The sequence below is a fragment of the Sphingomonas kyungheensis genome, assembly GCF_037120395.1.
GTDB classification, from domain to species: Bacteria; Pseudomonadota; Alphaproteobacteria; order Sphingomonadales; family Sphingomonadaceae; genus Sphingomonas; species Sphingomonas kyungheensis.
On record NZ_JBBBDM010000004.1, the window covers coordinates 76,656 to 88,619 of the forward strand.

Below are 11,964 nucleotides of genomic sequence, written 5' to 3' on the forward strand. Positions count from 1 at the left end.
GGAAAGTCGATCGCGCCGTGCGTCGACTTGGCAGGGCGGTACGTTATGAGAGCCGTATGACCGAACCGAACGTACCTACCCCGCCCGTCGCCGCCCGGCGCCCGCACAGCTTCACCGCGCACGGCATCACCATCGAAGATCCCTATGCCTGGCTCAAGGACCCGGACTATCCCGACGTCGGCGACCCCGACGTGCTCGCCTATCTGGAAGCGGAAAACGCCTATTTCGAACAGGTGATGGCGCCGCACCAGCCGCTGGTCGACCGGCTGTACGAAGAGATGAAGGCGCGCATCAAGGAAGACGAATCCTCGGTGCCGCAGAAGGACGGCGACTGGCTCTACTGGACCGCGTACGAGACCGGCGGCCAGTATAGAAAATGGTGGCGCAAACCCGTCAGCGGCGGCGACGATGAGCTGCTGCTCGACGAGCCGGCGCTTGCCGAGGGCAAGGAATATTTCCGCCTCGGCGCCTTTGCGGTGAGCAATGACGGCCGTCACCTCGCCTATGCGATCGACGACAGCGGCGCCGAGCGGTTCGAGGTGCGCGTCAAGAATCTCGATACCGGCGAGCATCTGCCCGAGGTCATTCCCGGCATGCTCTCCGACATCGTCTGGACGAGCGACGATGCCGGCTTCCTCTACGGCCTCGCCAACGACCAATGGCGGACCGACAATGCCCGCTTCCACCGGCTCGGCACGCCGGTCGAGACGGATATCGAGCTGTTCCACGAGGCGGACGAGGGCTATCGCGTCGCGGTCGGCGAGACGAGCGACCGGCAGTGGCTGGTGATCAGCACCGGCGATCACGTCACCAGCGAGGTGCGGCTGCTCCCCGCGCACGACCCGCTGGCGACACCGATCCTCGTCGCGCCGCGCCGGCCGGGGCGCGAATATGACGTCGACGCGCATGACGGCACGCTGTTCATCCACACCAACGACACCGATCCGATGTGGCGGCTGTGCACCGCGCGTATCGACGCGCCGGGTGAGTGGCAGGAGCTGATCCCCGCCGACCCGCATTTCTACATGACCGGCGTCGAATGCTATCGCGACTTCTTCGTCGTCGAAGGCCGGCTCGACGGGCTCGATCAGATCGCGGTGCACCGCTACGACGCGCCGCGCGAACCGCAGCCGATCGCCTTTCCGGAAGCGAGCTATGCCGCGGGCCTCGGCGACAATCCCGAATATGCGGTCGACACGCTGCGCCTCGGCTATGAGTCGATGGTGACGCCCGGCACCGTCTACGACTATGACGTCGCGACCGGCGCGCTGACCGTGCGCAAGGTGCAGGAGATCCCCGCCGGCTATGACGCCGCCGGCTATCGTACCGAGCGGCTCAAGATCGCCGCGCGTGACGGCACCGAGATTCCGGTGTCGATCGTCTACCCCGCCGGCTTCCGGCGCGACGGGTCGCAGCCCGTGTTCCTCTACGCCTATGGCGCCTACGGCTATGCGATCCCGCCGGGCTTCTCGACCGGGCGGCTGTCGCTGCTCGATCGGGGGTTCGCTTATGCGATCGCACATATCCGCGGCGGCGACGATCTCGGCCAGCAATGGTATCACGACGGCAAGCTCGACAAGCGCACCAACACGTTCAACGACTTCGTCGATGTCGCGCGCGGCCTGATCGCGGGCGGGTGGACCAGCGCCGGACGCATCGCCACCGCCGGCCGGTCGGCGGGCGGCGAGCTGATGGGGGCGATCGTCAATTCCGATCCCGATCTGTGGGGCGCGGTGATCGCCGACGTGCCGTTCGTCGACGTGCTCAATACGATGATGGACGCCGATCTGCCGCTGACGCCGGGCGAATGGCCCGAATGGGGCAATCCGATCGAGGACAAGGCCGCGTTCGAACTGATCCGCAGCTACAGCCCCTACGACAATGTCGTCGCGCAGGCCTATCCGCCGCTGTTCATCTCGGGCGGGCTCAACGATCCGCGCGTCACCTATTGGGAGCCGGCGAAATGGGCGGCCAGGCTGCGCGCCACCAAGACCGACGATAACGTGCTGCTGCTCAAGACCAATATGGGCGCGGGCCACGGCGGCAAGTCGGGCCGGTTCGAATCGCTGCGCGAGGCGGCGGAGGAACATGCCTTCGTGCTCTGGCAGCTCGGGATCGACCGCTGAGTATCGAGGCGCTCATCGCCGAATACGGGCTCGCCGCGGTTTTCCTCGGCGCGGGGATCGAGGGCGAGACGATGGTGCTCGCCGGCGGTCTGTTCGCGCATGAGGGGATGCTGTCGCTGCCCGGTGCGATGATCGCCGCCGCGACCGGTTCGTTCGTCGCGGACCAGGCGTTCTTCGCCGCCGGGCGCCGCTTCCGCAACCATCGCTGGGTGCAGCGCGCGCAGGCCAAGCCCGCCTTCGCCAAGGCGCTCGACACGCTCGAACGCCATCCGATCGGCTTCATCTTCGTGTTCCGCTTCCTTTACGGGCTGCGCACGGTCAGCCCGATCGCGATCGGCACGACGCAGGTGCCGGCGCGCACCTTCCTGTGGATCAACGCGGTCGCCGCGGCGGTGTGGGGCGTGCTGTTCACCGGCCTCGGCTATGTGTTCGGCACCGGCATCGCCGAACTGCTCGGTCGCTATCGCCCGCACGGGCGGCAGTGGCTGTGGGTGGCGCTCGCCGCGCTGATGCTGGGGACCGTGGTCGCCGCGGTCCGCTGGTGGCGACGGCGGCGGCAGGCATGAGCCGCTTCACTTTGTCGATCACCGCCACGGCGGACGACATCGACGAGCTCGGCCATGTCAACAATGCGGTGTGGGTACGCTGGATCCAGGACATCGCCGTCGCGCATTGGGCGGCGGTGGCAAGCGAAGCGGATCAGGCCGCCTTGGTCTGGGTCGTGACGCGCCACGCGATCGACTATCGCGGCAACGTCGCGGCGGGCGAGACGGTGACCGGCGAGACCTGGGTGCCCGAGCCGCCCAAGGGCGCGCGCTTCGACCGCCACGTCCGCTTCACCGGCGCCGACGGCCGGGTCAAGGTGGAAGCGGTGACGACCTGGGCGTTGCTCGATCGCGCCACCGGGCGGCTGCTGCGGGTGCGGCCCGAGCTCGCCGCGCCTTTTCTGGCGCGTTGACCGGCATTACAGCCGGCCGAATACCGCCTCGAACCCGGCGCGATCGCCCGCGGCGAGGAATCGCGCCTGTTCGATCCAGCGATCGCGCGTGATCCGGCCGGAGAACGGCCCGAGCTGCGCATCGAGCCGCGCCGCCTCGTCGTCGGTGAGCGCGGCGATCTGGCCGACCGTGGTGATACCGAGTTCGCCAAGGCGCGCGGCGAGCTTGGGCCCGAGGCCCTTGAGCGTGCCGACCGGGGCGTCGGCGGGCGAATCGGCCGGCGCGGAGGCGGCCTCCATCGCGGGCGCGGCATCGAGCGGCGCGGCGGCGGCGATCGGCTCGTTCGCGATCGGATCAGGCGCGATCGGATCGGGCGCGGGCTCTTCGGCGGGCGCGGGCGGCGCGACGGGCTGAACGGGCGCCGCCTGTGCGACAGGCACGACGCGCGGGGCAGGGGCAGGAGCAGGAGCAGGAGCAGGGGCGGGGGTCGGCTCGGGCGGTGCGGCGACCTCGGCATTGTGGCTGGCGATCTCGCGTTCGGCGGCCTTGCGCTGGCGCTTGAGGCGCGCGCCCCAGACGACGGCGACGATCACCGCGATCGCAAACAGCGCGATCACCGCGAGATGCGCGATGGTGAAAGCGCCGGTGGTGTCGGGGATCAGGCTGGCACCGGAGGCGCCGCCGGCGGTGGCGGTATCATTCATGACGGCGATCCTACCGGCGCAGCCGCCGCGCGGCGAGCAGAAAGCGCCTCGTCATCCGGTGTTTGGCGGATTTGCCGCGGCCGGCCGTCGGAACGGCGGGGCAGCCGCGCGCTGGCGCGGCCGTCACCGTCACCGCAGCGCGCGCGCCACCAGCCCGGCGCAATCGGCGTCGGTCGCGCTCGGCCCCTGCCGGCCGGTGATCGCGCGGCCGATCGCCTTGAAGATGTTGCCGACCGATTTGACCTCGGGCGGCACGGTCAGCACCGGATCGCTGAGGCTGCCGGTGACATAGGCCGATCCGGGCAGCCGCAGCAGGCTGTGCCCCTTGGGTGCGCCGGTCAGCCGCAGGTCGATCCGTTCGTCGGGAAAGCGGATCGTGCCGCTGCCGTGGAGCTGGCTGGCGCTGGTGTCGACGACCAGCGGCGCGGCCTCGCCCCGCCCGCCGTGCACCGGCAGCGCGAGCACCAGACAGCGCAGCCGCGCGCTGTCCGCCCCGCCCGCGAGCAGCGCCCGCCCCGCGTCGAAACCGAGCGCGGCGGCATAGCGCGCCGGCAGCGAGCCGTCGCGGATGGTGAGGCCGATCCGCCCGTCGGACCGGCCGATCGCGCTGCGGATCGTATCGCCGCGCCCGCTCAGCCGCGCCAAAGCGGCGACGCGCCCGGTGAACGCGCCCGCATCGCCGGCCAGTGCCTCGATCCGCGTGCCGACGAGGCGCAGGTCGACACCGAGCCGCGGCGTCTTCGCGCCACCCCGCTGGTCGACCGTCACCGTGCCGCGCGCCGTTCCGCCGGCGAGGCGGATGGTCAGCGGCGCGACGCGCAGCCGCGACCGGTCGAGCGTCAGCACGCCGTCGATCCCCGTCACCGACGTGCTGCCGCCATGGCTGAACACGCGCGCGACGCGCACCGCGATCCGCCCGTCGGTGCGTGCGACGTTGGCGAGGTTGATGCGCGTGTCCGGCACCAGCCGCGGGCCGATCCGACGTTCGAGCGCGGCGCCCGCCGCCTTGCCCTCGTCCGACGACAGATCGTCGAAGTCGAACCGGCGCGATGCGATCGCGCCGTCCAGCCTGGTGCGCCCGTCCTGCTTGTCGACGGTGACATGGCCGGACAGGTCGGAGCGTCCGATCGTGCCTTTGAGGTCGGTGACGATCCAGCGCGGAGCCTGGTGGCGGACATGCGCGGTGAGCGCGACCGGCTGCGTGCCGAACAGCCCCGCCTCGATCACCGCATCGATCAGCCGCAGGTCGGCGGCGCGCGCGGTGACGTCGAGCATCATCGCATCGGTATCAAGCGGCCGGTCGGTGCTGCCGCGCGCGTGCAGCGACAGCGCGGTGCCGGTGATCGTCGCGGTGAACGGCCAAGGCCCCGCCACCGGCTGCGCGACCGAGGCGCCGTCGACCGCGATCCGCACCGCGGTGCCGCGTACCGTGCCGCTGCCGGCGGCGTGCAGTCCGTTGGCATCCGAGGTGAAGGCGACATCGGCGGTCCGCTGCCGCTTGGCGTCGCGATAGGAGATGCGGCTGTCGCGCACGGTGAGGCCGCGCAGATCGGTCGACGCACCGCCGCGCTGGGGCTCGCCCGGGCGCGACCAGTTGGTGCGGCCATCGGCGGCGCGGACCAGCGCGAGCTGCAGCCCCTCGACGACGATATCGCGAGGGCGGAAGGTGCCGGTGAGCAGCGGCCAGAGCGGGAAGCGGACGCGCGCTTCGCGCAGGCGCAGGAAATCTCCCGATCCCGCCCAGTCCGCCTGCGCGATGCGGACGCCGCGCACCGCGATCGTCGGGGTGAAGCCGATCGTGTCGACCCGCGTCATCGAGTCGATGCTCACCGCCCGCCCGAACCGTTTGCCGAGCCGGTCGGCGACGATCGGCTTGAGCAGCCCGAACGGAAAGGCGGCGACGGCGAGCAGCAGCACGATCAGGCCGATACCACCCGCGGCAAGGCCGCGCCGCGCGCCGCGTCCGATCGTCAAGACACGCTCCGGGCGCTGCCAAGGATTAACATCGATCATGGACGCATATGCGCGAACGATTGTTCCGATCCGGGGACGGTCCGAAACGGCGCCCCCCCCGCGCGTCCGCCCGACGGTCAGAAATCGACCGCGATGCCCTTCAGCTCCCAGTCGCCGTAGCGCGTCGGGTTGAGCCCGAGCGGATCGGGCTGGGTCGACGGCTTGGCCTCCGGTGTCGGGACCGGCGGGTTGCGGCTGAGGTAGGCGGGCGGCTTCACATGCGCAGGACGTTGGCCCATCGCGGCTCTCCGGTCTAAGGGGAGGAATTCATATCGTCATCAGCCGCAGGTAAGACAAGTTTGCCCCGATCTCCGAATAGCGATTCCGATGCCCTCGGCACCCCATCGCGCCGCGCCGCGCTGCGCCTGCTCGATGCGGTGCTGCGGCGGGGCGAGCCGCTCGAACAGGCGCTGGTCGCGGCGACGCGCCATGTCTACGGCCCCGACCGCGGTCTCGCCCATGCGATCGCCGCGGAGGTGTTGCGGCGGCTGCCGGACCTCGACGCGCTGATCGATTCGGTCACCGAACGGCCGCTGCCCGACGATGCCAAGGCGCGGATGGCGCTGCGTATCGCGCTCGTCCAGGCGCTGGTGCTCGGCACGCCGCATCATGCCGCGATCGCCACCGTGCTGCCGCTGGTCGACGGCGGCCCGCGCAAGCTCGTCCATGGCGTGTTCGGCGCGATCGTCCGGTCGGGCGTGCTGCTTCCCGAGCTGCCGGCGCTGCCGCCGCTGGTCGAGGCGCGCTGGGAGGCGGCCTGGGGGCCGGCGATGACCGACGGCGCGGCGCAGGCGATCGCCGCGCCGCCGCCGCTCGACATCACGCTCGCCGATCCGGCGGAGACCGAACAGTGGCGCGTCGCGCTCGGCGGCACCAGCCTGCTGCCCGGCCACGTCCGCGTCGCCGATGCGGGATCGGTGACCGAACTGCCCGGCTTTGCCGAGGGGCGCTGGTGGGTGCAGGACATCGCCGCCTCGCTGCCGGCGCGGCTGCTCGCCGATGCGGTGCGCCAGCAGGGCGAGGCGCCGGCGCGCGCGATCGATCTGTGCGCCGCGCCGGGCGGCAAGACGCTCCAGCTCGCCGCCGCCGGCTTCACCGTTGCCGCGGTCGACGTGTCGAACGCGCGGATCAAGCGGCTGCGCGAGAACCTGTTCCGCACCCGGCTCAAGGCCGAGGTGATCGCCGGCGACGTGTTGCGCTGGCAACCCGAGGCACCCGCCGACGCGCTGCTGATCGACGCGCCGTGCAGCGCCACCGGCATCTTCCGCCGCCACCCCGACGTGCTCCACCGCGTCCACCCGCCAATCGTCGAGGAGATGGCGGCGCTGCAGGCGCGGCTGTGGGCGCGTGCCGCCGACTGGGTGCGCCCCGGCGGTGCGCTCGTCTTCGCGACGTGCAGCCTCGAACCCGCCGAGGGCGAGGCGCAGCTCGCCCGCTTCCTCGCCGACCGGCCCGATTATACGATCGACGCACCCGCCGCGGCGCTGCTGCCCGAGGGGATACCGGTCCATGCCGAAGGCTATGTCCGCACGCTGCCGGGGATGCTCGCCGCGGCGGGCGGCTGCGACGGCTTCTTCATGGTGCGGCTGCGGCGGCAGGGCTGAGCAGAGAAAATGCGCTCCGGCGCCGATCCTTAAGCGCATTGTAATAGAGTGGCAGGCGGTTAGAGAGAAAGGCCATGCAACCGGTCCGCATCGCCCCCTCGATCCTTTCCGCCGACTTCGCCAGACTGGGCGAGGAGGTTCGGGCGATCGACGCGGCGGGCGCGGACTGGATCCACATCGACGTGATGGACGGCCATTTCGTCCCCAATATCACGATCGGCCCGGCGGTGGTGAAGGCGCTGCGCCCGCACACCACCAAGCCGTTCGACGTCCATCTGATGATCTCGCCGGTCGACGCCTATCTCGACGCCTTCGCCGAGGCGGGGGCGGACGGGATGACCGTTCATCCCGAGGCGGGGCCGCACATCCACCGCACGATCCAGCACATCAAGGGGCTGGGCAAGCGCGCCGGGGTCGTGCTCAATCCCGGCACGCCGGCCAAGATGCTCGACTATCTCATCGACATGGTTGATCTGGTGCTGGTGATGAGCGTCAATCCGGGCTTCGGCGGGCAGACGTTCATCGATAGCCAGCTCAAGAAGATCGCCGCGATCCGCAAGATGATCGACCAGACCGGCCGTGCGATCGACCTGGAGGTCGACGGCGGCGTCGATCCCGCGCACGCCGCGCGCTGCATCGCCGCGGGCGCCGACGCGCTCGTCGCCGGCACCGCCGTCTTCCGCGGCGGGCCGGACCATTATGCCGCCAATATCGCCGCGCTGCGCGGCGTGCCGGCGGCGGGATGAACGAGATCGCGCCGATCGAACCGCCCCAGGACGGGGTGGAGGAGGGCAAGCGGCTGATGCGCGTCGGCGGCGACCGCGGGCTCAGCCTCGCCGAGCGCCTCGCCGAACGGCTGCACCGGCTGACCTGGCGCACGCCGATCCACGGCATGCGGCTGAAGGGCCGCTATCCGCTCAAGCTGATCGCGGTGCCCGACGATCCGGTGATCGGTGACGTCGGACGCGGCCGCGCGCTGCTCGGCGGCGAGCTGAGCTTCCGCGGCGAGACGCATCCGATCGACACGCTCGCCTTCAAGCGCGGCGAATGGGGCCGGCCGTTCGCCGATTACGTCCACAGCTTCGCCTGGCTGCGCGACCTGTCGACGGTCGCGACGCGGGCGCAGGGTGCGCCGATCGCCGAGGCGCTGATGGCGCGCTGGCTGGGCGATTATGCCGAGCGCGTCGATGCGCTGGCGTGGCGGCCCGATCTGTGGGGCCGGCGCATGCTGTTCTGGACCGCGCATGCGCCGCTGATCCTGTCGTCGACCGATCTCGTCTACCGGTCGAGCGTGCTCAACACGCTGGCGCGCGGCGCGCGGCATCTCGACCGCGGTGCCGACAAGGCGCCCGCCGGCGCGCCGCGCATCGCCGCCTGGTGCGGCGTCGTCGCGGCGGGGCTGCTCATTCCCGGCGGCGATCCGCGCCGCAGCTTCGGCGAGGCGGGGCTGGCGCGCGCGCTGGCGAGCGGCCTCAGCGAGGATGGCGGGTCGGTGTCGCGCAGCCCGGCGATGCTGCTCGACACGATCATGCTGCTGGCGATGCTGCGCGAAACCTATGCGGCGCGGCGCGAGGAGATGCCGGCGGGCGTCACCGCGGCGCTGACCCGCGCGGTGCCGGCGCTGCTCGGCGTGATGCATGGCGACGGCATGGTGGCGAGCTGGCAGGGCGGTGGCCCGGCGACCCCCGATGCGCTCGCCGCGGTGATCGCCGCGAGCGGTGTGCGGACGCGGCCGCTGCGCCAGGCGCGCGACTGGGGCTATCAGCGACTTGCCGCCGGTGGCGCGGTGCTGATCGTCGATGCCGCGCCGCCGCCGGTCGCGCGGCTGGTCGAGGGCGGCTGCGCCTCGACGCTGGCGTTCGAATTCTCCGACGGCGCGACGCGGCTGATCGTCAATTGCGGCGGCGCGCGCGCCGCGGTGCCGCAGCTGCCCGCCGCTTATGCCGAGGCGCTGCGCACCACCGCGGCGCATTCGACGCTGACCGTCGGCGATTCGAATTCGACCGCGATCCTCGCCGACGGCACGCTCGGCCGCGGCGTCGCCGAGGTCGAGCTGTCGCGCCAGGAATCGGATGTCGCCAGCCGGATCGAGGCGAGCCACGACGGCTATGTCCGCCGCTGGGGCTTCATCCACCGCCGCCAGCTGATGCTGACCGGCGACGGCAAGGAGCTGCGCGGCGAGGATGCGCTGCTGCCGCAGGGGCGCCGCCGCAAGCTCGGCGTGGTCCCCTTCGCGGTGCGCTTCCACCTCGGCGCGGAGGTCGAGGCCTCGCCCACCGCCGACGGGCTCGCCGCCCTGCTGCGCCTGCCCGGCGGCGCCCTGTGGCAGTTCCGCTGCCGCGGCGGCTCGCTGACCATCGAGGATTCGCTGTGGATCGACGGCGAGGGCCGGCCGATCGCCACCCAACAGCTGGTGGTGAGCGGCGAGGCGCCGGCGGGCGGCGCCAATGTGAGCTGGGCGCTGAAGCGGGCAATTTGAGGGGGGGGCTGCGTCGGCCCCCTGCGAAGCCTCCTTCGTCATGCCGGACTTGGTCCGGCATCCACCGTTCCGCAGGAGCGTAAGTCGTTGATCTCGCGGCGCCGTGGACCCCGGAACACGTCCGGGGTGACGGCTCGTTTTGGGAGAGGCCAGAACGGTTGCAGAGATCTTGCGAGAGCGGGGAGTGCTGTTTCTCGCAAGCCGGTGCTCTGCTTGGCCACTGGATTCCCGCCTGCGCGGGAATACTGGTGCTGTTGGAAACCGTGTGGGCCTGTCAGGGCTCCCGTGCGGCTTTGTGATTCAGCGTCCGGGCGGACCCGCGGCGCGGCGCAGACGCGCTCCCTCCCCACCGGCACCGGCGTGCCTTGCGTCACCGCCTGCCTCGCACCGGGACGCCGATCCGCGTCGCCAAGTGTCTGATCGCCCTGTTCCCGGCCGGCATCCCCGGCTAGGGGGACGCGCGACAGCCAAGGAGTCCCCATGTCGACGATCGCCATCCGCCGCGCCCTGCTCTCCGTCTCCGACAAGACCGGCATCGTCGATCTCGCGCGCACGCTCGCGGACAAGGGCGTCGAGCTGGTGTCGACCGGTGGCACCGCCAAGGCGCTGCGCGATGCCGGGCTGACGGTGCGCGACGTGTCGGACCTCACCGGCTTCCCCGAGATGATGGACGGCCGCGTCAAGACGCTTCACCCGATGGTGCACGGCGGCCTGCTCGCGGTGCGCGACGATGCCGACCATGCCAAGGCGATGCAGGAACACGGCATCGGCGCGATCGACCTCGTCGTCGTCAATCTCTACCCGTTCGAGGCGACCGTCGCGCGCGGTGCCGATCGCGACACGGTGATCGAGAATATCGACATCGGCGGCCCGTCGATGGTCCGCTCCGCCGCCAAGAACCACGCCTATGTCGCGATCGTCACCGATCCCGCCGATTACGCGAGCCTCGCCAGCGGCGAGACGACGCTCGACCAGCGTCGTGGCTTCGCCGCCAAGGCGTTCGCCGCCACCGCCGCCTATGACGGCGCGATCGCGCGCTGGTTCGGCACGGTTGATCAGGGCGAGACCTTCCCGCCGGTATTGCCGCTGACGCTGAAGCGCGCCGCGTCCCTCCGCTATGGCGAGAATCCGCATCAGTCCGCCGCCTTCTATACCGCCAGTGACGGCGTGCGCGGCATCGGCCAGGCGCGGCAGGTGCAGGGTAAGGAGCTGAGCTACAACAACCTCAACGACGCCGACGCCGCGCTCGAGCTGGTCGCCGAATTCCACGACGCCGCGCCGACCTGCGTCATCGTCAAACATGCCAATCCCTGCGGCGTCGCCACCGCCGACAGCCTCGAACAGGCCTATGCCGAGGCCTTCGCCTGCGACACGGTGTCGGCATTCGGCGGCATCATCGCGGTCAACCGCCCGCTCGACGGCGCGACCGCGCGGGCGATCGCCGGCATCTTCACCGAAGTGGTGGTCGCGCCCGATGCCGATGAGGAGGCGCTCGCCGCCTTCGCCGCCAAGAAGAACCTGCGCCTGCTGCTCACCGGCGAGCTGCCCGATCCCCACCGCGCCGGCCTGTTCGCCAAGGCGATCGCCGGCGGCTGGCTGGTGCAGGATCGCGACGCGGGCGTGCCGGGCGATCTCCAGGTCGTGACCAAGCGCCAGCCGAGCGCGCAGGAGCTCGCCGACTGCCGCTTCGCCTGGACGGTGGCCAAGCACGTCAAGTCGAACGCGATCGTCTATGCGAAGGACGGCGCGACCGCCGGCGTCGGCGCGGGCCAGATGAACCGGCTCGAATCGGCGCGCATCGCCGCGTGGAAAGCGAAGGACGCCGCCGACAAGGCCGGCTGGGCGAGCCCCCGCACGATCGGTTCGGCGGTGGCGTCGGATGCCTTCTTCCCCTTCGCCGACGGACTGCTCGCCGCGGTCGAGGCAGGGGCGACGGCGGTGATCCAGCCGGGCGGCTCGATCCGCGACGAGGAGGTGATCGCCGCCGCCGACGCCGCGGGGCTGGCGATGGTCTTCACCGGCATGCGCCACTTCCGCCACTGATCGCGGGCGCGCCGCCGGCGGTGGCGCGATAGTCCAAGCCAAAGCCGTATCCCCGCG

The 11,964-nt window shown here is 71.3% G+C and carries 10 protein-coding genes; 7 read left to right on the forward strand and 3 right to left on the reverse strand.

The genetic code is table 11. The annotated features are described in order from the left end of the window. The first annotated feature begins 56 nt into the window (after positions 1-56). Genes V8201_RS11250 through V8201_RS11260 form a run of 3 tightly spaced genes read left to right on the forward strand, consistent with a single transcriptional unit; the run spans position 57 to position 3,084 of the window. Complete coding sequence (locus V8201_RS11250; RefSeq protein ID WP_336545345.1) at positions 57-2,126, forward strand: S9 family peptidase; 2,070 nt, start codon at positions 57-59, stop codon at positions 2,124-2,126. Beyond that, positions 2,123-2,692, forward strand: coding sequence for a DedA family protein (locus tag V8201_RS11255; RefSeq protein WP_336545394.1), 570 nt, complete (start codon positions 2,123-2,125; stop codon positions 2,690-2,692). The genes V8201_RS11250 and V8201_RS11255 overlap by 4 nt, the downstream gene beginning before the upstream one ends. Next, positions 2,689-3,084 carry an acyl-CoA thioesterase gene (locus tag V8201_RS11260; RefSeq protein ID WP_271299702.1) on the forward strand — a complete coding sequence of 132 codons (396 nt, stop codon included), beginning with the start codon at positions 2,689-2,691 and terminating at the stop codon, positions 3,082-3,084. The genes V8201_RS11255 and V8201_RS11260 overlap by 4 nt, the downstream gene beginning before the upstream one ends. A 6-nt stretch (positions 3,085-3,090) precedes the next feature. Here V8201_RS11260 and V8201_RS11265 read toward each other — a convergent pair whose 3' ends face one another. The 3 genes from V8201_RS11265 to V8201_RS11275 all read right to left on the reverse strand — a co-directional run bounded on the left by V8201_RS11265 (position 3,091) and on the right by V8201_RS11275 (position 6,020). Next, the gene (locus V8201_RS11265; protein WP_336545346.1) at positions 3,091-3,768 is read right to left on the reverse strand and encodes a helix-hairpin-helix domain-containing protein; all 678 of its coding nucleotides are present in this window, start codon (positions 3,766-3,768) and stop codon (positions 3,091-3,093) included. A 129-nt stretch (positions 3,769-3,897) separates the two neighbouring features. After that, positions 3,898-5,742, reverse strand: coding sequence for an AsmA family protein (locus V8201_RS11270; protein ID WP_336545347.1), 1,845 nt, complete (start codon positions 5,740-5,742; stop codon positions 3,898-3,900). A gap of 116 nt (positions 5,743-5,858) precedes the next feature. Then, positions 5,859-6,020 (reverse strand): DUF1674 domain-containing protein, encoded by a 162-nt coding sequence (locus tag V8201_RS11275; RefSeq protein WP_081793114.1) that lies wholly within the window; start codon positions 6,018-6,020, stop codon positions 5,859-5,861. 60 nt (positions 6,021-6,080) lie between these two features. Between V8201_RS11275 and V8201_RS11280 the strand changes: the two genes are divergently transcribed. The 4 genes from V8201_RS11280 to purH all read left to right on the forward strand — a co-directional run bounded on the left by V8201_RS11280 (position 6,081) and on the right by purH (position 11,907). Next, entirely contained in the window at positions 6,081-7,385 is a 1,305-nt protein-coding gene (locus V8201_RS11280) for an RsmB/NOP family class I SAM-dependent RNA methyltransferase (protein ID WP_336545348.1), read from the forward strand. Positions 7,386-7,459: 74 nt separating this feature from the next. Next, entirely contained in the window at positions 7,460-8,131 is a 672-nt protein-coding gene (gene rpe, locus V8201_RS11285; protein WP_037535251.1) for a ribulose-phosphate 3-epimerase, read from the forward strand. Continuing rightward, positions 8,128-9,864 (forward strand): heparinase II/III family protein, encoded by a 1,737-nt coding sequence (locus tag V8201_RS11290; protein ID WP_037535250.1) that lies wholly within the window; start codon positions 8,128-8,130, stop codon positions 9,862-9,864. Before rpe ends, V8201_RS11290 begins: the two co-directional genes overlap by 4 nt. Before the next feature lie 480 nt (positions 9,865-10,344). Next, positions 10,345-11,907: a bifunctional phosphoribosylaminoimidazolecarboxamide formyltransferase/IMP cyclohydrolase gene (gene purH, locus V8201_RS11295; RefSeq protein WP_336545349.1), complete on the forward strand. Its 1,563-nt coding sequence runs from the start codon at positions 10,345-10,347 to the stop codon at positions 11,905-11,907. Positions 11,908-11,964: the final 57 nt, after the last annotated feature.

Bases quoted from the DNA above. Each gene is read 5' to 3' on its own strand.
- V8201_RS11250 (WP_336545345.1), top strand. From the start codon at position 57: ATGACCGAACCGAACGTACCTACCCCGCCCGTCGCCGCCCGGCGCCCG.
- V8201_RS11260 (WP_271299702.1), top strand. From the start codon at position 2,689: ATGAGCCGCTTCACTTTGTCGATCACCGCCACGGCGGACGACATCGAC.
- V8201_RS11265 (WP_336545346.1), bottom strand. From the start codon at position 3,768: ATGAATGATACCGCCACCGCCGGCGGCGCCTCCGGTGCCAGCCTGATC.
- V8201_RS11275 (WP_081793114.1), bottom strand. From the start codon at position 6,020: ATGGGCCAACGTCCTGCGCATGTGAAGCCGCCCGCCTACCTCAGCCGC.
- rpe (WP_037535251.1), top strand. From the start codon at position 7,460: ATGCAACCGGTCCGCATCGCCCCCTCGATCCTTTCCGCCGACTTCGCC.
- V8201_RS11290 (WP_037535250.1), top strand. From the start codon at position 8,128: ATGAACGAGATCGCGCCGATCGAACCGCCCCAGGACGGGGTGGAGGAG.
- purH (WP_336545349.1), top strand. From the start codon at position 10,345: ATGTCGACGATCGCCATCCGCCGCGCCCTGCTCTCCGTCTCCGACAAG.